18 protein-coding genes are annotated in these 20,020 nt (G+C 73.3%); 5 read left to right on the top strand and 13 right to left on the bottom strand.

What is annotated here, in order from left to right:
* Window positions 1-56 precede the first annotated feature (56 nt).
* From ASE15_RS20655 to ASE15_RS02595, 6 genes are read right to left on the bottom strand one after another with little or no spacing between them, the layout of a single operon-like run.
* Window positions 57-1,190: a M48 family metallopeptidase gene (locus tag ASE15_RS20655; RefSeq protein ID WP_157277101.1), complete on the bottom strand. Its 1,134-nt coding sequence runs from the start codon at window positions 1,188-1,190 to the stop codon at window positions 57-59.
* On the bottom strand, window positions 1,187-2,239 hold the full coding sequence (locus ASE15_RS02615) for a VWA domain-containing protein (protein ID WP_056761003.1): 1,053 nt from the start codon (window positions 2,237-2,239) through the stop codon (window positions 1,187-1,189). Before ASE15_RS02615 ends, ASE15_RS20655 begins: the two co-directional genes overlap by 4 nt.
* Window positions 2,236-3,327: a VWA domain-containing protein gene (locus tag ASE15_RS02610; RefSeq protein ID WP_157277100.1), complete on the bottom strand. Its 1,092-nt coding sequence runs from the start codon at window positions 3,325-3,327 to the stop codon at window positions 2,236-2,238. The genes ASE15_RS02615 and ASE15_RS02610 overlap by 4 nt, the downstream gene beginning before the upstream one ends.
* The gene (locus ASE15_RS02605) at window positions 3,321-3,839 is read right to left on the bottom strand and encodes a hypothetical protein (RefSeq protein WP_056644599.1); all 519 of its coding nucleotides are present in this window, start codon (window positions 3,837-3,839) and stop codon (window positions 3,321-3,323) included. Before ASE15_RS02605 ends, ASE15_RS02610 begins: the two co-directional genes overlap by 7 nt.
* Entirely contained in the window at window positions 3,826-4,749 is a 924-nt protein-coding gene (locus ASE15_RS02600; protein WP_056760996.1) for a DUF58 domain-containing protein, read from the bottom strand. Before ASE15_RS02600 ends, ASE15_RS02605 begins: the two co-directional genes overlap by 14 nt.
* A gap of 10 nt (window positions 4,750-4,759) precedes the next feature.
* Window positions 4,760-5,758, bottom strand: coding sequence for a MoxR family ATPase (locus ASE15_RS02595; RefSeq protein ID WP_056644605.1), 999 nt, complete (start codon window positions 5,756-5,758; stop codon window positions 4,760-4,762).
* A gap of 207 nt (window positions 5,759-5,965) precedes the next feature.
* Between ASE15_RS02595 and ASE15_RS02590 the strand changes: the two genes are divergently transcribed.
* Together ASE15_RS02590 and ASE15_RS02585 are read left to right on the top strand one after the other, a co-directional pair.
* Window positions 5,966-8,260, top strand: coding sequence for a cytochrome c oxidase assembly protein (locus tag ASE15_RS02590; RefSeq protein WP_056760993.1), 2,295 nt, complete (start codon window positions 5,966-5,968; stop codon window positions 8,258-8,260).
* A 215-nt stretch (window positions 8,261-8,475) separates the two neighbouring features.
* Window positions 8,476-9,480: a type IV toxin-antitoxin system AbiEi family antitoxin domain-containing protein gene (locus ASE15_RS02585; RefSeq protein ID WP_200955866.1), complete on the top strand. Its 1,005-nt coding sequence runs from the start codon at window positions 8,476-8,478 to the stop codon at window positions 9,478-9,480.
* Window positions 9,481-9,514: 34 nt separating this feature from the next.
* On the opposite strand, the gene ASE15_RS02580 is transcribed toward ASE15_RS02585, so the two are convergent.
* The 6 genes from ASE15_RS02580 to ASE15_RS02555 form a co-directional block, all read right to left on the bottom strand.
* Window positions 9,515-10,066, bottom strand: coding sequence for an OmpA family protein (locus ASE15_RS02580; RefSeq protein ID WP_157257327.1), 552 nt, complete (start codon window positions 10,064-10,066; stop codon window positions 9,515-9,517).
* Complete coding sequence (locus tag ASE15_RS02575) at window positions 10,063-10,656, bottom strand: hypothetical protein (protein ID WP_056644615.1); 594 nt, start codon at window positions 10,654-10,656, stop codon at window positions 10,063-10,065. Before ASE15_RS02575 ends, ASE15_RS02580 begins: the two co-directional genes overlap by 4 nt.
* A 255-nt stretch (window positions 10,657-10,911) precedes the next feature.
* Window positions 10,912-11,802, bottom strand: coding sequence for a phosphonate ABC transporter, permease protein PhnE (gene phnE, locus ASE15_RS02570; RefSeq protein ID WP_082618118.1), 891 nt, complete (start codon window positions 11,800-11,802; stop codon window positions 10,912-10,914).
* Window positions 11,799-12,728 (bottom strand): phosphonate ABC transporter ATP-binding protein, encoded by a 930-nt coding sequence (locus ASE15_RS02565; protein ID WP_235534085.1) that lies wholly within the window; start codon window positions 12,726-12,728, stop codon window positions 11,799-11,801. The genes phnE and ASE15_RS02565 overlap by 4 nt, the downstream gene beginning before the upstream one ends.
* A 145-nt stretch (window positions 12,729-12,873) precedes the next feature.
* Window positions 12,874-13,809 (bottom strand): phosphate/phosphite/phosphonate ABC transporter substrate-binding protein, encoded by a 936-nt coding sequence (locus ASE15_RS02560; protein ID WP_056644618.1) that lies wholly within the window; start codon window positions 13,807-13,809, stop codon window positions 12,874-12,876.
* A gap of 41 nt (window positions 13,810-13,850) precedes the next feature.
* Window positions 13,851-15,149, bottom strand: a complete 1,299-nt coding sequence (locus ASE15_RS02555; RefSeq protein ID WP_235534082.1) for a TIGR03364 family FAD-dependent oxidoreductase — start codon at window positions 15,147-15,149, stop codon at window positions 13,851-13,853.
* Between the two features lie 166 nt (window positions 15,150-15,315).
* Here ASE15_RS02555 and ASE15_RS02550 point away from each other — a divergent pair, with 166 nt between their 5' ends.
* Window positions 15,316-16,266: a GntR family transcriptional regulator gene (locus tag ASE15_RS02550; RefSeq protein ID WP_082618117.1), complete on the top strand. Its 951-nt coding sequence runs from the start codon at window positions 15,316-15,318 to the stop codon at window positions 16,264-16,266.
* Window positions 16,263-17,042: a phosphonatase-like hydrolase gene (locus tag ASE15_RS02545; protein ID WP_056644624.1), complete on the top strand. Its 780-nt coding sequence runs from the start codon at window positions 16,263-16,265 to the stop codon at window positions 17,040-17,042. The genes ASE15_RS02550 and ASE15_RS02545 overlap by 4 nt, the downstream gene beginning before the upstream one ends.
* A gap of 102 nt (window positions 17,043-17,144) precedes the next feature.
* Here ASE15_RS02545 and ASE15_RS02540 read toward each other — a convergent pair whose 3' ends face one another.
* Window positions 17,145-17,609: a hypothetical protein gene (locus ASE15_RS02540; protein ID WP_056644628.1), complete on the bottom strand. Its 465-nt coding sequence runs from the start codon at window positions 17,607-17,609 to the stop codon at window positions 17,145-17,147.
* 159 nt (window positions 17,610-17,768) lie between these two features.
* Here ASE15_RS02540 and ASE15_RS02535 point away from each other — a divergent pair, with 159 nt between their 5' ends.
* Complete coding sequence (locus tag ASE15_RS02535; protein WP_082618180.1) at window positions 17,769-19,913, top strand: prolyl oligopeptidase family serine peptidase; 2,145 nt, start codon at window positions 17,769-17,771, stop codon at window positions 19,911-19,913.
* The last annotated feature ends 107 nt before the right edge of the window (window positions 19,914-20,020 follow it).

The raw sequence follows: 20,020 nt of genomic DNA, 5'->3' as shown, positions 1-20,020 counted from the left end.
CCCCCGAGGTGCGACCTCGAGGTCAGGCCTCGGGCGCGACCGGCGGTGACCGCAGCTCACCAGTTCTTGGCCGAGCCACCGCCGCCCTGCTCCTCGCCCGTGCCCCCCGCGGGCTCGTCGCCCCCGTAGTAGTTCCGGTACTCCTGCTGGCTCTGGTCCTCGTCGTCCCGGGCCTCGGAGTTCTGCTCCTGGAGCTTCTCCTGACGCTCGGCCTCGGCCCGCTCCTCCTCGGTCTGGTCGGGCTCGGGCTGCTCCTGCTCCTGCTCCTCGCCCTCCTGCGGGTCCTGGGGCTCCTGCGGCTGCGCGTCCTTGGCCTGCTGCTGCTTGTCCTGCAGGCGCTGGACCGACTGCTCGTTCTGCTCCTTCTCCTGCTCCGACTGGTCCTCGCACCCGGGCCAGCCGCGCACCTGCTCGGCGGTCGCGAACGAGCGCTCGGCGAACGAGTACCAGGTCGTGGCGTCGTCCTGGACCTGCTCGGGCGTGAGCTCGTTGCCGTCGCCGTAGGGGTCGATCACGCTGGCCTCGTAGTCCTCGCCCGCGGCGCGAGCAGCGAGGGCCTCCTCGAGGGCCTTCTTCTGCGCCATGTAGTCGTCCGCGGTGATCTTCTCGTAGTCACCGGAGGTCTCGTAGGCGATCGACAGGTTGATCTGGATCCGGCAGCGGACCATGGGTTCCTCGCCCTCGGCGAGGTCGTAGGCACGGTGGAGGTCGCTGATCGCGGTGTAGTCGTCGCCGGTCCGGTGTCGCGCTGTCCCGGTGTTGAACCAGGCCTTCCACGGGTCGACGACGTTCATGGTCTTCTGGAGGTCGAACAGGTCGGCTGCGCCCGAGTGGTCGCCCGCGTCGTAGCGGTCGGAGCCCATCGAGGCGATCACGGGCAGGAACGCGAGCTTGGTGCCGAGCACGAGCGCGGCGATCAGCAGCGGGATCGGCAGGAGGAGCAGGAGTGCCCGACGGCGCAGCCGCCTCGAGCGCAGCGCCGCCGCCTGGGGGGAGCGCGAGCCGGGCAGCTGCGCGCGGGGCGGCTGCGGGTAGGGCGCGCCGGGGCGGACCGTCGACGGGCCTCCCCACGGCGGAGCCGGCTGCGAGGGCACGACAGGCCCTCCGGGCTGCGCGGGCTGCTGGGATCCACCCGTCCCGTTCGAGCTGCCCCACGGGGGCTGCTGCGGGGGCGCCCCGTCGCCGCTCATGCGCGCACCCCCACCCGGCGGGCCGCGGACCGGCCCGCGCACCATGCCTCGATCCCGAGGAGGCCGGCCGCGAGGAGCGCGAACGGCCACACGATCGGGCGGTAGGCGGTGACGAGGCGCCTGCCGTCCGCAGCGACCTGCTGCGGGTCGACGCCTGCGACGAGCTCGGCCGTCGGGCTCGTGGTCTCACGGTGCACGTACGGGACCCCCAGCTGCTCGGCGATCGCCTGCAGGTTCTCCTCGTCGATGATCGACAGGGCGTCCGGCACGCCCGACTCGTCGATCGTCGCCTTCGACGGGTCCTCGATGTACTCGGCCGTGGCCGGGTCCTCGCCTGGCATGTACTCCTTCATGCGCCCGCCCTCCGCGGTGCCGTAGCCCAGCACCGCGCCGCCGTCGACGAGCGGTGCGAGCTCCTCGTACGAGCGGGGCTCGCCGTCCGCGGTCTGCTCGCCGTCCGACAGGAAGAACACGAGCCGCATGTTCGACGGGCGCTCGGCCGCGGCCCCCTGCAGGGCCTCGCGCAGCTCGTCGAGCGGCCGGTCGGTGAGCGACCCCTTCGAGTAGAGCGTGATCTCGCGCTTGAACGTGTCGGCCCAGGACGTGATGGCGCGTGCGTCGGTCGTGAGCGGGAGCTGGCGGCTGGCCTGGGAGTCGAACGAGATGATCGAGTAGCGGGCGCCCGGGATGTCGCCCGTGAGGCTCGCGATGTCGTGGCGCACGCCCACGAGGCGCTCGTTCGTGCCGTCGAAGTCCTCGGCGGCCATGGAGCCCGTGCGGTCGACCACGAAGAACATGTCGACGTTCGCGACCGACGTGTCGCGGTCCGTCACGGGGACCGAGGGCCCGAGCCCGATCACGGCGAGCACCGCGACGAGCGCGGTGCGCCGGGCCCAGGCGCCCCGCGGGCCGGCGGGCGTGCCCTGCCGGCCGGCAGCGCCTCGCGACGCGCCTCGCAGCGCGACCACGAGCTGCCACACGGCGAGCCCGAGCAGCGGCACGAACACCACGGCCCACGCCCACAGGGGGATCAACGGGTGGAGGGTCATTCGCGCAACCTCCAGGCCACGACGAGCAGGAGCGCGGCGCCGGCGGTCCCCACGAGGAACCAGAGCGTCGGCAGGTCCGTCACGATCACCTCGGGGCTCGCGTCGAGCTCGACGGCCTGCTGCGCCACGACGTCCTCGACCATGCCCTCGACGGCCTGCGGGTCGCCCGCGAGGAAGTAGAGCCCGCCGCCGGCCTCGACCACGTCGCGGTACTCGACCTCCTCGGGCGTGCCCGCGTACAGGTCCGAGCCTCCGTAGATCCCGTGCAGCGTGATGTCGCGCGAGGCCACCAGGGTCGCGGCCTGCTCGAGCGTGTAGATGGGCTCGCCCGCGACGTAGTTGTCGGTCGCGAGGATGATCGAGCGCGAGCGCTCCGTGGCCTCCTCGTCGAACTGCAGCGCGCAGTTGGCCAGGCCGTCCCCGATGAGGCTCGCGGCGGACTCGTTCGCGAGCGTGCCCGCGGTGTACGTGAGGTACTCCAGGATGTCCTTCTCGTCGCCCTCGCGCGCGAAGTCGAGCGTGCTCGGGTCCTTGTCGAACGCCGCGACCCCCGCCGCGAGCTGCTCCTTGACCAGGGTGTAGTCGTCCGTGAGCGGGAACACGGTGCGCGACGTCGAGTTGAAGATCGACAGTGCGATCCGCTCGCCCTCGAAGTTGTCCACCAGCTCCGAGTACACCTTGAGGATCTCGCCGTCGTACGCGGTCATGGAGCCCGACACGTCGAGGCACAGCACGATGTCCCGCGTCCCCAGGCGGTCCACGACCACGTCGGTCTCGACCGGCCGGGCCGCGACCGCACCGACCCCGACGAGCGCCACGAGCAGCCCGAAGAGCCCCACGACCTGCAGCGTCCGGTAGCGGCGCACCCACGCCGCGAAGGCGGGGACCTGCGCGAGGTAGGACGAGTTCGCGACCCACGTGACGCCGTCGGCGTCCTGCGTGGCCTCGGCACGTGCCCGACGGCGGCGCGCGAGCCACCAGGCCGTCGCCCCTGCACCCAGGGCCAGGACCACGACCCCGGCGAGCAGCCAGGGCCACAGGATCGAGGCGCCCTGCGGCCCGGGCACGAGGGCGGCAGGCGTCACCACGTCCTCACCACCGTGCGGGCGCGGTCGATCGAGTCCCTGCCCGTGGGCGTGACGCCGTGCTCGTCGAGGCCGGCCAGCGGGTCGACGTCGTACTCCGCGAACGACGGACGGTAGTAGCGCGCGATGAGGCGCGTCAGGTGCTGGGTGCCCGTCATGCGCTCGATCTCGGACAGCGTCAGCACCGAGGCGTCCACGCCCAGGCGACCCGACGCGAAGCCGCGGACCTCCTTGGACAGCGCCAGGTGGAGCCCGCGCTCGTCGAGCTCGCCGGCGAGGTAGCGCTGCTCGACCGCGTCGAGGTGCGCCTCGAACTCGGTGCGCAGGCCCGCGTACGGGTCGTACGGTCCCGTCGGCAGGCGCGGGGCAGGGGGCTGGGCCTTCTCCTCGGCCGACGCACGCGTCGAGAGGAAGGCGAACACGATCCAGCCCACCACGAGCAGCAGCAGGAGGACACCGAGCGCCCCCCACCAGCCGCTGTAGAGGACCGGGGCGTAGAGCTCATCGTCGGGCACGCTTCGCCCTCCCCAGCAGCTCGACGAAACGGGGCACGACGTCGTCGGTCCCGGTCACGCTCACGGCCTCCACCTGGAGGGTGCGCAGCAGGGCCACGACCGACTCGCGCCGAGCACGCACGGCCTGCGCCGCCCCCTCCGCGACGTCCACGCGGCCCCGCAGGAACGGCGGCAGGTCGAGCGTGCCGTCGACGTCCGCGACCTGCCCGAGGCCGCGGTGCTCGGTGGCCGGGCCGCCCACGGCGAGGGGGACCCCGACGGGCGACAGGTCCGCGACCGCGACGACCATGACCTCGTGGCGCACGCGCAGGCGCCGCAGCAGGCGCTCGTGCTCGGGACCGGGGCGGGCCTCGTCGGTCACGACGACCATGATCGAGCGCCGCTGGAACGCGTTGAGCGCCCGGTCGAGCGCGCGGTTCAGGTCGCTCGCGGGCGCGTCGACGCTCAGCTGCTTCTCGACCGTGCGGAGCATGAGCTCGAGGTCCTGCGTGCTGGCGCGGGGCGGGAGCTGGACGATGCGCCCGGCGTCCGCCGCGACGAGCGCTACCCGGTCGCCGCGGTCGCGCGCGAGGTAGGCCACGAGCGCGCAGCAGAAGGCCACCGCGTCGGCCTTGGGCTCGCCGCTCGCCGCGGTCGCGCCCATGTTGCGGCCCGTGTCCACGACGAGGACCAGGTTGACGTTGGACTCGCGCACGAACCGGCGCACCACGGGGATGCCCGCGCGGGCGCTCGACTTCCAGTCGATGTCGCCCACGTCCTCGCCGGGCGCATAGAGGTGGAGGTCGTCGAAGTCCTGCCCGTGCCCCTTGAGGACGGAGCGGTGCCGACCCTCGAGCAGCCCCGAGGCCCGCCGGGCCAGCGGGAGCTCGAGCCTGGCCCGCACCTGGGCCAGTCGCGACACGTCTGCCATGGACCGCGCCCTACGGGGTGGGGACCGCGTCGAACACGGCGTCGATGAGCTGCTCGGGCTGGACGTTGGTCGCGAGCGCGTCGAACGTGCGGACCAGGCGGTGGCGCAGCACGGAGTAGCGCACGGCCTTGATGTCGTCCGGGATGACGAACGCGCGACCCGCCTGGATCGCGAGGGCCTGACCCACGCGCATGAGTGCGATGCCGCCACGGGGGCTCGCGCCCACGCGCACGTGCTGGTCGAGGCCCGGGACGGGGCGCGGACCCGACAGCCGCGTCGTGTTGATGAGGTCGACGATGTAGCGCTTGATCGACTCGTCGACGTACACGTCGTCGACCAGGCGCTGGAGGAACACCACGTCGTCGATGCTGATGGGCTCGGCCGTGATGGGCGCCGTCATGCGGCCCGTCGAGATGCGGTCGAGGATCTCCAGCTCCTGCTGCGGGGCCGGGTACGTCAGCACCTCCTTCATGAGGAAGCGGTCCATCTGGGCCTCGGGCAGCACGTAGGTGCCCTCCTCCTCGATGGGGTTCTGCGTCGCGAGGACCATGAACGGCGAGGGCAGCGGGAAGTTCTCGCCGCCGATCGACGTCTGCTTCTCCTGCATGGCCTCGAGCATCGCCGACTGCGTCTTGGCGCTCGACCTGTTGATCTCGTCGAGCAGGACCAGGTTCGCGTGCACAGGCCCGAGCTGGGTGGTGAACGACCCGGTCGCGTAGTTGTAGATCTGGGTGCCCACGATGTCGTTGGGCATGAGGTCCGGCGTGCACTGGATGCGCCGGAACGAGCCGTTGATCGCCGACGCGAGGGTCTGCGCGGCCGTGGTCTTGGCGAGGCCGGGGACGGACTCCAGCAGGATGTGGCCGCCCGCGAGGAGCGAGCTGATCAGGGCCGTGCGCAGGGCTTCCTGCCCGACGACGCGCTGGTCGAAGACCTGCTCGACGCGCTTGAGCAGGTGACCCGCACGGTCCAGGTCGGTCGTGGAGATGCTGCCGTGACCTGTGGCCATGGTGAGGTCCTTCGCGTGTGCTCGGGTCGTGCTGGGGACGTGGTCACGGGCCCGGCCCGGGAGGGGGACGCCGTGCGAACCCGGCCCAGTATGCCAGCGGACCCTGACGGGCGACGGGGTTCTTCACAGGAAGTGCATGGTGCGAGGTCCCCACCGGGGCGCCGGCGGGAATACCACGATCCGCCGCACGCCGCCTACCCTGGACCGGTGACCGCTACCGCCCCCCGCAGCACCCCAGGAACCGCGCCCGACCGGGCCGCGCGCACCCCCGGCCGGGACGTCGTCGACTCCCCGCGCAACCCCTGGTGGCTGGTGGCGGCGGGGCCGGCTGCGGTCGTCGTCGCGATCCTCGCGGTCCTGGCCGCCGGAGCGTTCTCCGGAGCCTTCGAGGCGCTCACGGGGTTCGCCGACCCCGGGGCGATCTCGCGCTGGGGCCTGCCCGTCTCCACGGTCCTCACCGAGCTCGCGATCTCGCTCACGATCGGCTCGCTCGTGCTCGCGGCCTGCGTGCTGCCCGCGGGCGTGCCCCTGCGCCGGGCGCTCGGCGTGGCCGGGGCGGCGTCGGCCACATGGGCCGTGCTGACCGTCGTGCAGACCGTGCTGCGCTACTCGGTCCTGTCGAGCATGCCCGTCTCGAGCATCGGGTTCGGCGACCAGATCGCCGCGTTCGTGACCCAGATCTCGCTCGGGCGCAGCCTGCTCGGCGTCGTCATCATCGCGGCGCTCACCTCGGCGTGCGCGCTCGCCGTCCGCACCCCGACGGGTGCCCTCTGGACCGCTCTCCTCGCGATCTCGGCCCTCGCGTTCCAGGCCAACACGGGCCACACGGCCGGCGCAGCGAGCCACGAGCTCGCGATCTCCTCGATGTTCCTGCACCTCGGCGGCGCGGCCCTGTGGATCGGCGGGCTCGGGGTCCTGGCGATCGTGCGGCTGCGCGGAGGGCTCGACCGGACGTCCTTCGCGTCCTCGGTCTCGCGCTACTCCTCGATCGCGGGCTGGTCGTTCGTCGCGGTCGCGGTCTCGGGCGTCGCGAACGCGTGGATCCGGGTCGGCGGCCTCGACGGGCTCAGCACCGACTACGGCGTCCTGGTCCTCGCCAAGGTCGGGCTCATGGTCGTGCTCGGGGCGCTCGGGTTCGCGCACCGCGAGCTCGTCGTGCGACGGCTCCAGGGGGTCGGCCCGGCCGCCGCCCGCGGCGGGACCCGTGCCGGCGCGTCCGACGAGGCTCGCCCTGCGAGGAGGACCAAGGGCACGGCCGACGGTGTCGCGGCCGCCGACGAGGACTCCCCGGCCGCCGCCTCTGCCCGGGCGACCACCGCCTCGGGCGGGACGACGACGGCGGGCGGCTCCGCCGTCGGGCAGAAGAAGGGGACGGCCTCTGCGCGGACGGCCGTGGCCCCTGCGGCCGAGAAGGCCGCGACCTGGCTGTTCTGGCGGCTCGTCGCGGTCGAGCTGCTCGTCATGGGCGCCGTGTCCGGCGTGGCCGTCGCGCTCGGCTCGACCGCCCCGCCCATCCCGGACGAGCCCATCGCGCTCCCGACCCCCGCCGAGCTCGTCACGGGCCACCCGCTGCCCCCCGAGCCGGACTTGGGCCGATGGTTCACCGAGTGGCGCTGGGACCTGCTGCCCGCGTTCGCGTGCGTCGCTGCGCTCGTGGTCTACCTGCGCTGGGTCCGTCGCCTCGCCCGGCGCGGCGACAAGTGGCCCGTGGGCCGCACGATCTCGTGGTGCATCGGGATCGTCATCCTGTTCTGGGTCACCAACGGTGGCCCCGCGATGTACGGGCACGTGCTGTTCAGCGCGCACATGGTCCAGCACATGGTGCTCGCGATGGTCGTGCCGATCTTCCTGGTGCTCGCCGCGCCCGTGACGCTGCTCGTGCGCGCCGTGCCCGTGCGCAAGGACGGCTCCCGTGGGCCCCGCGAGTGGGTGCTCGCGCTCGTGACCTCGAAGTGGGGGCAGTTCTTCGCGAACCCCGTCGTCGCGGCCGTGAACTTCGCGGGCTCGATGATCGTCTTCTACTACACGCCGGCGTTCGAGCTCGCGCTCACGACGTACGTCGGGCACCTCGCGATGCTGCTGCACTTCACGCTCGCCGGGTACCTGTTCGCGAACGCGCTCATCGGGATCGACCCCGGGCCGCACCGGCCCGGCTGGCCCCAGCGGCTGCTCCTGCTGTTCGCGACCATGGCGTTCCACGCGTTCTTCGGGGTCGCGCTCACGACCGGGACGGCGCTCCTGGTGCCCGAGTGGTTCGGGCTGCTCGGCCACGACTGGGGGATCACGGCGATCGCCGACCAGCAGCGCGGCGGTGGCGTGGCGTGGGGGATCGGCGAGCTGCCGACCCTCTCGCTCGCGATCATCGTGGCGATCATGTGGTCGAGGTCCGACGACCGCGAGGCCAGGCGGCGCGACCGGCGCGTCGACCAGGTCGGCGACGTCGAGATGGATGAGTACAACGAGATGCTCGCGAAGATGGCGGAGCGGGACGCGAAGGACTGACGGCTTCCTGGGGTGCCTCCGGGGCCCCTGTGGTGCCGAGCACGAGGTTGCGGTCGAAATCCGGCGGTCTGCGACCGTAACCTCATGCTGGACCGCACGGAACCTCGTGCTCGGCCGCTGTCCACAGCCGTCCACAGCCGGACCGCCAGGCGGGCTGTCCACAGCCGGCCGTGATCCGGCGGCATGCCGCGCGCGTCCTCTGCTGGGATGCGGCGATGCGCACCCCGTCGCCGCTCCCGGAAGCACTCCTGCACGTCGCTCGGCGCCAGGAGGGACTGGTGTCGGCAGCGCAGTGCGACGAGCACGGGGTCCGGTCGCCTCGACGGTCGCGGCTCGTCGAGCAACGGTCCTGGGTTCGGGTGACGCGTGGGGTCTACGACACCGACCCGGTCCCTCCAGCCGGCCGGGCGGGACCGGGTGTGCCGGAGCACCTGCGGAGGCGTGCCGCGTGGGCCGGTCTGCTGACCTTCGGGCCGGACGCCATCGCCGTCGGGCCGTGCGCGCTGGCCCTGCTCGGGGTCCAGGGCCTCCCGTGGCGGATCACGCCTCAGGCGGCGCTGCCCGGAGCACGCGAGACCAGGTCGCGAGACGGTGTCCTGCTGCGGCAGTTCGACGACGGGATGACGGTGCAGCGCATCGACGGCAGGTACGTGGCGACGCCGGACTGGGCGCTTGCTCAGGCGGTCCCCGAGCTCGACCGGCGCCACGCGGTGGCGCTGATGGACAGCGCGCAGCAACGAGGGCTGCTCGACGGTCGGGGGCTCGCGCGTGCGCACGACCAGGCCCGCGGTCGACGGGGCGTGGCGCGGACGCACTCGTGGTGGGAGCTCAGCGACCGTCGCGCCGAGTCACCGCTCGAGACGTTCGCGCGCCTCGACTGCCAGGACGCAGGGGTCGTGCCCGACGACCTGCAGGTCGTGATCGCCGACGACGCGGGAGAGTTCCTGGCCCGGGGCGACCTGGGCTGGCGTCTGCCCGGCGGTCGCTGGTTGATCGCCGAGATCGACGGCGCGGAGGTTCACGCGGCGCCGGAGGCGTTGTTCCACGACCGGCGGCGTCAGAACCGCCTCGTCGCCTCGCGTGGGGTCGACGTGCTCCGGTTCACGGCGCGGGACCTGAGGAGCGCTGGTCACGTGGGGGCTGAAGTTCGAGCGTTCCTCGCGCGAGCACGGGGTTCCGTGCGGTCGAGCACGAGGTTCCGGTCGCTATCCGCCGGATAACGACCGCAACCTCGTGCTCGGCACCCGAACCACGTCAGCCCTTGAACCGCAGCTCCACGCGACGGTTCTCGGCGCGCGCCGGCCCCGGGTCGTCGCCCTCCTCGGGCGTCTTGAGCTGCGTCTCGCCGAAGCCCTGGACGTCGAGCACCAGGTCGGGCCTCGACGCGCTGACCGCGGCACCGACGGCCTGTGCCCGCCGCAGCGAGAGGTCGAGGTTGTGCGCGTCGTCGCCCACCGAGTCGGTGTGGCCGTGGACCGAGAGGGTCGCGCCGTCGGGCACGTTCGCGACGAGCCCGGCGACGGCCGCTGCGGCCGCAGGGGACACCTCGGCGCCGTCGACCTCGAAGAGGATGTCCGAGGTCAGCGTGATGACGGTCTCCTCGCCCTGGGTCTCGACCGTGTCGATCGTCTGGACGCTGCCCTCGGTCGTGAAGTGGGAGACGGACTCGGCGATCTGCTCGGCGGTGGGCTCGGGCATGGTCGTGATGTCGAACTCGGCCGGCGCGTCGATGGTCGCGGACGCGGGGAGCGCTCCGAGCAGCAGCGCTGCGACCGTGAGGCCGAGCACGGCGCGTGCGGGCCTCATCGTGTCACCGGGACGTTCTCGAACGTGGGCCACGAGTCGACGATGCGCACGTCGAGCGTCGCGACGTCGTCCTCGAGGCCGGCGAAGACCGCGGTCCAGCGGATCGACTCGCCCCCGACCGCCGTCGTCGTGAAGATGCTCGAGCCCATCGCGTCGTAGTTCTCGTCGACGAGCTGGACGTACTTCTTGAGGTTCTCGCGGTCGACGAGCGCGGCATCGACCGAGGTGGCCCCGGTGAGCTCGTAGACGCTGCGCTCGCCGCCGTCGTCGGCCGAGGCGGTCGGTGTGAAGATCACGCGCAGCTCGGTGAGGTCGCCCCGCACGGTGAGCGACTCGATGCCGACGCGGATGGTGTCGCCGGGGCGACCGGGGACGTCGAGCGTCTCGTCGAGGACCACGGCGTCCGGGTCGACCGGCGAGACGCTGGGCGCCGCGACGGGCTCGGCATTCGTGCCCGGCTCGTCACCGGCCTGGCTCGCCGTGCCCGACGGCGCAGGCTCGCCTCCCGGGAGGAGCGAGCAGCCGGTCAGGGAGACCAGGGTGACGGCGAGCACGGTCGCCGTGATCGTGCGGTGCACGGATGTGCGCATGGAGGAGCTCCGATCGAGGGTGGGGATCGCTCACACCTTCTCAGAGAATCGGTCGCGAGGAGGTATCTCTCCCATGGGGAGAGCTGCCCGTGAAAGGAGGAGCGGCTGGCGTCGGTCGTGAGCACGAGGTTCCGTGCGGTCGAGCACGAGGTTGCGGTCGTTATCCATCGGACAACGACCGCAACCTCGTGCTCGGCACCGACCGGCACCGAGTACCACCGGCGGGCACCAGGGGCGGAGCGGCACCGAGGAGGATCACACCGCGATCCGCGCCCTGGCCCACGACGAGAACCGGTCCACGACCCACACGAGCACGAGCACCATGAGGATGTACGTGAGCATCTCGTCGAACCGGAACAGCTTGATCGACTTGTTGATGAGGAACCCGATCCCGCCCGCGCCCACGAGCCCGAGCACGAGCGAGGACCGCACGTTGACGTCGAACCGGTAGAGCAGCAGGCCCAGGAACTGGGGTACGACCGCGGGCAGCACGGCGTGCGTGACGACCTGGGTCCGGCCCGCGCCGTTGGTGCGCAGCGCGTCGGCTGGCCCGGGGTCGATCTCCTCCATGGCCTCGGCCCAGAGCTTGCCCATGACGCCCGTGTTGTGGACGACGAGCGCGAGCACCCCCGCGAACGGTCCGAGCCCCACGGCGGTCACGAAGATCAGGGCGAACACGACGTCGGGCACCGCGCGGAAGAACGACAGGATCGCGCGCGCCCCTTGGTACCAGAACGACCCGGGGGTGCTGCCCCGCGCGGCGAGCACTGCGAGCAGCAGCGAGAGCGGGATGGACAGCGTGGTCCCGAGAAGCCCGATCCACAGGGTCACGAGCGTGGCCTGGAGGCCGGGGGCCACGACGGTCGACCAGTCGAGGTCGGGCGGGAACGCCTCGCCGACGAACCGGGCCATGCCCTCCCAGCCACCCACGAGCGCGCTGATCGAGAAGCCCGTGCCCTGCCAGGCGAGGACGTGCAGCCCCAGCAGCACGGCACCGGCGGTGACCCAGGTCGTGACCTGCCGGCCCGAGCGGTGGGCCGTGGGCACGACGACGTGCGAGAGCCGTTCGCGCGACGGGCCGTCGGTGCGGTCGCGGGCCGCGCCGCGCGGGGGCCGGGGCGAGCGGGCGGGGGCCGTGGCGGTCATGCGGGGATCCTCGTTCCGGTGATCGGGCGGTCACTGGTCGGGGCGGCAGCGGTCGCAGCGGCCGCCGCGTACAGGTGCTCGACGGCGTCGCGCGCCACGGCGTCCGGCGCACCGTTGAGCTGCTCGCGTCCGGCGACCATCCCGACGAGGCGGTCGGCGTGCTCGCGCGCGAGCTCGGGGTCGTGGAGCACGGCGACGACGGCCAGGCCCTCGTCGTGCGCGAGCGTCGCGAGGAGCTCCATGACCTGGGTCGAGGCCGCGGGGTCGAGCGCCGACGTCGGCTCGTCGGCGAGCAGCACGCTCGCCCGCTGGCACAGGGCCCGGGCGACGGCCACGCGCTGCTGCTGACCGCCCGAGAGCTGGCCGACCCGGTCGAGCGCGCGGTCGGCCAGGCCGACCCGGTCGAGGCACAGCATGGCCTCGGCCCGCAGGTCGTGGGGGAACAGGGACGCGACGAGCGACTGCCGCAGGGGCAGCCGCCCGAGCGCGCCGGCGCACACGTTGTCGAGCACCGTGCGCCGCCGCACGAGGTTGACCTGCTGGAAGATCATCGCGACCCGTCGTCGGGCCTCGTGCTGGTCCGCGGCCGACGACCTGTGGTGAGGGTGCACCTGCTCGCCGTCGACCCACACCTCGCCCGACGTCACGGGCGCGAGCCCGATCACCGACTTGAGCGTGGTCGACTTGCCGCACCCGTTCGCGCCGAGGATCGCCACGAGCTCGCCCGCCGCGACGTCGAGGTCCATGCCGTCGACCGCGCTGCGCAGCACGTTCTCACCCGCTTCGGAGCGGGTGCTGAACTGGACCCGCAGGTCCCGGACGTGCAGCCCGGGCGAGCGGACGCCGTCGGGCAGGTGCAGGACGCCCCCGACCGGACCGGGCGCGCGCGGCGAGCCCAGCCCGACCGCGCCGTGGTGTGAAGCCATCTGGAACAACTCCTTGCTGGTGCGGGACGCGAGCCCGCGGGGGAGAGAGGGCGGTCGACCGGGATCGCGGTCGACCGGACGGGACGTACAGGGCGGCCGCCGGGCCTGGGCGACCCGGCGACCACCCCGCGCACGTCCGTGAGGGTCAGACGTCGTCGGACGTGAGCCCGAGCGTCGTGGCGAGGTCGAACAACGGCTTGTACGTGTCGACGTCGACCTCGACGAGCGGGCCCGCCGGGTCGACGTCGAGGAACGCGCCGATGGCCTCGACGTCGGCCGTGTCGAGCGTGAGAAGGGCGTCGCGCACGGCGTCCTTGAACTCCTGGCTCTGCGAGCCGGCGACCGTGATGGGGTCGTTCGGGATGGGGTCGGACTCCCAGACCTGGCGGAACTTCGACGCGTCGAACGTGCCCTCGCGCTCGGCGGTCGCGAGCGTCTGAGAGTTGATCTGCGCGGCGTCGACCTGGCCGTTGGTCAGGGCGAGCAGCGCCTCGGGGTGGCCGCCCGCGTAGGTGATCTCGACGTCGGACTCGGTGAGACCGGCGTCGAGGATCGCGAAGCGGGGCAGTGCGTCGCCCGAGGTCGAGCCCGTCGACCCGAGCGCGAGCGAGTGGCCCGGCAGGTCGTCGATGCTCTGGACGGGCGAGTCGACCGGCACCCAGATGCCTGCGGTGTAGCTCGAGAGCGACCCGTCGGCGAGGCCGAACGACGCGAGGGGCTCGGCGTCGGCGCGCTCGCTCGCGAACACGAAGCCGAGCGGGCCGAACTGGGCGAGCTCGAGCTTGCCGTTCTCCATGGCGAGGACCTCGGCCGAGTAGTCCTCGACGATCGTGAGCTCGACGGGGCAGTCGAGCTTCTCGGACAGCGCGTCGGCGAGGTGCTGGTAGGCGGGCTCGAGCTTGGCGGGGTCCTCGTAGGGCTCGATGCCGAAGCGGATCGCGCCGTTCGGGCACGTCGCCGAGGCGGCGCCGTCGGCGCCGGTCCCTGCGTCGGCGGTGCCGGTCGAGCACGCGCCGAGCGTGCCGAGGAGCAGTGCGGCGGCGAGGACGGAGGTGGCCTGGCCGGTGCGGCTGCGGTGCATGTCTTCTCCTGGTGTGGGGGTTCGCGAGAGAGGCTGGTCTGTCAGAGGAAGCTGTCGAGCACGCGCGGGGCGAGCCCGAGCGCGGTGGTCATGCCGATGCCGGACGTGACCGACACGGCGCGCACGCCGGGCATGGGCGTGACGTTGAGGAACGGCGCGGGCGCGGAGGCGTAGACGCCCTGCCAGCGCTCGCGGACCGTGAGGGGGCCGGTGCCGAAGAGCCGCGCGGCCTCGGTGAGCAGGAGCTCGTCGAGGGCCTCGGGGTGGAACGGTCCGGGCGTGGTCGCGTAGGCGTGCGTGTCGCCGAGCGTGAGCGTCCCGTCGGGGCGCTGGGTGACCATGAGGTTGACCGCGGCGTCGATCAGGGCGGGGTGCTGGGCCGTGAGGCGCTCGCGGACGGCGGTGAGCGCGGGGGAGAGGCGGAAGCCGTTGTAGCGGAGCATCGAGGTGCCCGTGAAGATCGCGGGGTCGATCTCGCGGGGTCCGCCGGCTGCGCCTGCGGGGGCGTCGACGCGCAGCATCTGGAGCGTGCAGCGCTGGACGCCCGCGGTGCGGGCGGTCTCGGGGAAGAACCGGTCCACGTCGTGCCCGACGGCGAGGATCACCTTGGTCGCCACGACGTCGCCCCGGGAGGTACGCACGAGGGTCACGCCGCTGCCGGCCTCGAAGCCCTGGACCGTGGTGGACCAGGCGACGTGGGCGCCGCGCTGCTCGGCGTACCAGCGGGCGATCGCGGGGACGGCCTCCCGGGGGTCGACCCGGATGTCCTGGGGCAGGAACGCTCCACCGAGGACCTCGTCGGGGTTGGCGGGGACGCGGGCGAGGACGGCGTCCCGGTCGAGCAGACGGGCGTGACCGTCGCGGACCTGGGCGAAGTCCTCGAGGACCTGCTGCTCGTCCTCGGCGCGGGCCACGACGACCGTGCCCGACTCGCGGAGCCAGAAGTCGGCCTCCTTGGCGAGCTGGATCCAGCGTTCGCGGGCCGTGAAGGCGTAGGTGAGCGCCTCGCCGTCCTGCGCGGTGAAGCACCCGTGCCCGAAGTTGCGGACCGAGGCGCCGACCGCACGGTCGTCACGCTCGACCACGAGGACGGACAGGCCGCGGCCGACCGCCTCGACGGCGTGCGCGAGGCCGACGATGCCGGCACCCACGACCACGAGGTCGACGCGGGCGGGAAGGTCCGGCCCGGTGCGGCCGGTCGTGCCGGGGAGTCTCGTCGGCCGGCCGGACGGAGTGACGGACGGGGTGCCCCCGGCGCGGGAGGCGGCGCTGGGACCGGCGGTACGGGGCCCGGCGGCGCCGGTCGAGGTGGCCCGGGACGGCGATGGTGTGCTGCTCACGACACGGACACTGCCGTGATCGTGGAGCCACGATCAAGCGATTCCGGGACTTGTCCAGACAAGTTTCCAGAGTGTTCACCTGCGGTTGGCGCCCTGTGTTCCGGGTTCATCCGACCGTCACCCGTTGCGCGCTCCAGCGCGGAACGGGCGCCTGTATGGTCAAGTCATGGCACCGTCCTCGTCGTCCCCGCCCGCCGCCCCGCCGCCCGGGGCGGGCGTCCCGTCCCGCCCGCCGCACGCGGCCCGGTCGGCCCAGGCCGCCCACCCGCCCCACGGCCCGCTGCACCAGCACGTGCTGGGTGAGCTGCGCCGTCGGATCGTGTCCGGCACGTACGCGATCGGAGACTCCCTGCCGTCGGAGTCCGCGCTGTGCGCCGAGTTCTCGATCTCGCGCGGCACGGTCCGGCAGGCGCTCGGGACCCTGCGCAGCGAAGGGCTCATCGGTGGGGGGCAGGGACGCCCGCCGGTCGTGCGCTCGCGCGCGGTCCCGCAGCCCTTCGAGACGTTCCTGTCGTTCAGCCGCTGGGCCGCGGGGGTGGGACGCGTGCCCGGCCAGCGGACCGTCGAGGTCGCGCGGCGCGGCGTGAACGGCGTCGCCGCCGACGCGCTGGGCCTCGAGGAGGGCACGCCCGTGGTCGAGGTCCTGCGCCTGCGCCTGCTCGACGGCGTCCCCGCGATGGTCGAGCGCGACACGTTCATCGAGCCCGTCGGACGCCTCATCTTCGAGTTCGACCCGGACACGGGGTCGATCTACGACCACCTCATCTCGCGCGGCGCGGACCTGCACGCCGCCCGCCACGTGATCGACGCGGTCGCGGCCGACGAGACCGACGCCGACCTGCTCGAGGTCGCCGTGGGCGCCCCGCTGCTGCGCGAGCGCCGCACCACGCGCAACGCCGCAGGCGTCCCGGTCGAGTACGCCGACGACCGCTACCTGCCCGAGCTCGCGGCCTTCACGATCGACAACACCCAGGACACGTCGCTCTCGATGGTCCGTTTCCCGACGGCGTCGGCCGCCGCGGCGTCGCTCGTGTCGCCCACGGCCGGTCGGGCAGACGCAGCTCCCTTCGCCGACAACCCTGCCGACACCGACCCGAACCAGGAGCCCTCCGCATGACCAGCACGACCAGCACCTCCACGACCACCGCCCGCCCGCCTCTCGCGATCGAGCTCGTCGCGCTCGACATCGCGGGCACGACCGTCGAGGAGGGCGGCGCGGTCTACGAGGCGCTGCACGCGGCGGTCCTCGAGCACGGGAGCGGTGCGACGTCGTCGGACATCCAGCACTGGATGGGAGCCGAGAAGCGCGCGGCGATCACCGCCCTGCTCGCGATCGGTGCCGACTCTCCCCGCACCCCGGTGGGCGCCCCCGACGAGGCGACGGTCGACGCCGCGTTCGCGCGCTTCACCGCGCTCCTCCGCGAGGCGTACCTCCTGAACCCCCCGACCCCGATCCCCGGCGCACCCGAGGCCTTCGCGGTCCTGCGCGCCGCGGGCGTCAAGGTCGCGCTGACCACGGGCTTCACGCGCGAGGTGACCCGGGGGATCCTCGACGTGCTCGGCTGGACGGTCGCCGCAGGGCCCGAGCAGTGGCTCTCGCCCGAGGTCACGCTCGACGCCGTGACCTGCGCCGACGAGGTGCCGCTCGGGCGCCCCGCGCCGTACATGATCCACCGCGACATGGAGCGCACGGGGGTGCTCGACGTCGCGCGCGTGCTCGCCGCGGGGGACACCGTGCTCGATCTGCGCGCGGGGGTCAACGCACGGGTCGGGGCGGTCGTCGGGGTGCTCACGGGCAAGCTCGGCGCCGCGGACCTGGGGCGCGAGCGGCACGACTTCCTGCTCGACTCGGTCGCCGAGCTCCCGGGGCTGGTGGCGCGCCTCAACGCCTGACGTCGGCGCGTTCGCGGGACCGCCGAGCACGAGGTTGCGGTCGCTCTGACGCCGAGAACGACCGCAACCTCGTGCTCGGCAGCCGCCGGACCGGCCCAACCGTCAGCTGCGCGTCACGACCCACCCGTCCCCCGTGCCGCGCGCGACGTGCAGCGTCGCGGCCCCGGGGGTCAGGACCCGGTTCGAGATCGAGAGGTCCTCGCTGCACACGTCGGCCTGGGCCAGGCGCAGCGTCGCGGTGTGCGCGACCTCGTTGTTGTTGACGAACACGAGGTAGCCCGTGCCGACGTCGACCGTGTTGGGGAAGTCCCCGGTGACCGGCCCGGCGTCGCTCCCCGCGGCCTCGGCGACCTCGGTCACGTCGTCGCCGGGGCAGACGATCACGGCCTTCTGCCAGTCGAAGTGCGTCGTGCTGATGAGGTCGAGCTCGCCGTCGGCGCGGCCTGCGGCCTGCACGCCCGTGAGCACGGTGTCGTCGAGGTCCTGCGCGGGCTCTGACCCGCAGCCTGTCAGGAGAAGCCCGACGGCGGCGCACACGGTCAGGGCGGGGAGGGGAACCTTGGGCACGTGTCCAGTATGCGCTCACCGAGAGCCCCCGCGGGCGGACTGTCGTGATAGGACGGTGCAGTGACCACCGACTCCGCGAACGCCCCGCACCAGCCGGGCACCACCCCCTTCCACGACCTCGACCAGTACGTCGCGATCCCCCGCACGGGCGGCCTCGTGATGTCCCCGGACGGCCGCCGGCTCGTGACGAGCGTGTCGACGCTCGACGCGAAGCGCACGGCGTACGTCTCGGCGCTGTGGGAGGTCGACCCGACCGGCGAGGCCCCGGCCCGCCGCCTGACCCGGAGCACCAAGGGCGAGTCCGGCGCCGCCTTCACGGCCGAGGGCGACCTGCTCTTCACGTCGGCCCGCCCCGACAGCGACGCCTCGGCGTCGACCGAGGGCGACCCGACCTCTGCCCTGTGGCTCCTGCCCGCCGCCGGTGGGGAGGCGCGCATCGTCGCCTCGGCCCCGGCCGGTGTCTCGGCTCCGCTCGTCGCGCGCAGCGCGCCCGTCCTCTCGCTCGCCGTCGACGTCCTGCCCAGTGCGCGCGACCTGGCCCACGACGCCGAGCTGCGCAAGGCCCGCAAGGACAAGAAGGTCGCCGCGATCCTCCACACGGGGTACCCCGTGCGGTACTGGGACCACGACCTGGGGCCGTCCGAGCCGCACCGGTTCGTCGCCGACCTCTCGCACCTGACCGACGAGCCGGCCCGTCCGCTCCCGGCGCCTGCCGACACCGACGCGGAGGACGCCGTCCCCGAGCTCCCCGCAGGGCGCGTCGAGCTGCGCGACGTGACCTCCGCCGTCGGGCCCGCGCTGCGCGAGCACTCGGCGGACCTGTCCGCCGACGGCACCACGCTCGTCACCTCCTGGTCCGTCCCCGGACCGGGGGCGTCCGCGCGCTCGATCCTCGTCGCGATCGACACCGCGACCGGCGAGCGTCGCACGCTCGTCGACGAGCCCGGGGCCGAGGCGTCCTCGCCCGTCATCTCGCCCGACGGTGCCTGGGTCGTGTTCGTCCGCGAGACCATCACGACCCCGCAGGCCGCGCCCGAGCACAGCCTCGCGGTCGTCCCGCTGCGTGCGGGCGACGGGTCCGACGGCGACCCGAGCGACGGAGCCAACCACGGCCTGCGCTCGCTCGCCGCGAGCTGGGACCGCTGGCCCACCTCGGCCGCGTGGCTGCCCGACGGCTCGGGCCTGCTCGTCACGGCAGACGACGACGGCCGCGGCCCGGTCTTCCACGTCGCCTTCACGCCCGACGGGACGGGCGACGACGGTACGGTGTCCCGTCTGACCGCGGACGACGCGATGTTCACCGACGTCCGCATCGCGCCCGACGCCTCGGCCGCCTACGCCCAGCGCGTGAGCTACCTCGAGCCCTCGCACCCCGTGCGGATCGAGCTCGCGGACTTCCTCGCGACCCCCGCGCACGAGCGCACGCCCGTCGCGGCGACCCCGCTGCGCGGCCCGGTCGCGAGCCCCGACCTGCCCGGGACGCTGACCGAGATCGAGACCGCCGCGTCGGACGACGTGCGCGTCCGCGGCTGGCTCGCGCTGCCGCACGGTGCGAGCGCCGAGAACCCCGCGCCGCTGCTGCTGTGGATCCACGGCGGACCGCTCGGCTCGTGGAACGCGTGGAGCTGGCGCTGGAACCCGTGGATCCTCGTGGCCCAGGGGTACGCGGTCCTCCTCCCGGACCCGGCGCTGTCCACGGGCTACGGCCAGGACTTCGTGCAGCGCGGCTGGGGGTCGTGGGGCGCGGCCCCGTACACCGACCTGCTCGCGATCACCGACGCGGCCGAGGCGCTGCCCGAGGTCGACGAGACCCGCACGGCCGCGATGGGAGGGTCGTTCGGCGGGTACATGGCGAACTGGGTCGCGGGCCACACGGACCGGTTCAAGGCGATCGTCACGCACGCGAGCCTGTGGGCGCTGGACCAGTTCGGCCCGACGACGGACGCGGGCTACTACTGGCAGCGCGAGATGACGCCCGAGATGGCGGCCGAGCACTCCCCGCACCGGTTCGTGGCGGACATCGTGACGCCCATGCTCGTGATCCACGGTGACAAGGACTACCGCGTCCCGATCGGCGAGGGGCTGCGGCTCTGGTACGAGCTGCTGTCGGCGTCGGGCCTGCCCGCGGCGGCGGACGGGACCACCGACCACCGCTTCCTGTACTTCCCCGACGAGAACCACTGGGTGCTCCAGCCGCAGCACTCGATCGTCTGGTACCAGGTGGTGCAGGCGTTCCTCGCGGAGCGCGTGCTGGGCGTGGCCCCGGGTGAGGGAGCCGCGGAGCTTCCGACGACGCTGGGCTGACCGAGGTCCGACTCCGCGCGGGGAGGGCTCGGCGGCTGCGCCCGTGAGGTGAGAGGTGCTGTGCCCGTGCGGCGAGACGCGAGGTAGAACGTGGTGCGCGAGGTAGT

The organism is Oerskovia sp. Root22 (assembly GCF_001429135.1).
GTDB lineage: Bacteria > Actinomycetota > Actinomycetes > Actinomycetales > Cellulomonadaceae > Oerskovia > Oerskovia enterophila.
Note: the sequence above shows the minus strand (reverse complement) of the source record. Positions and strands in the feature narration are given on the sequence as shown.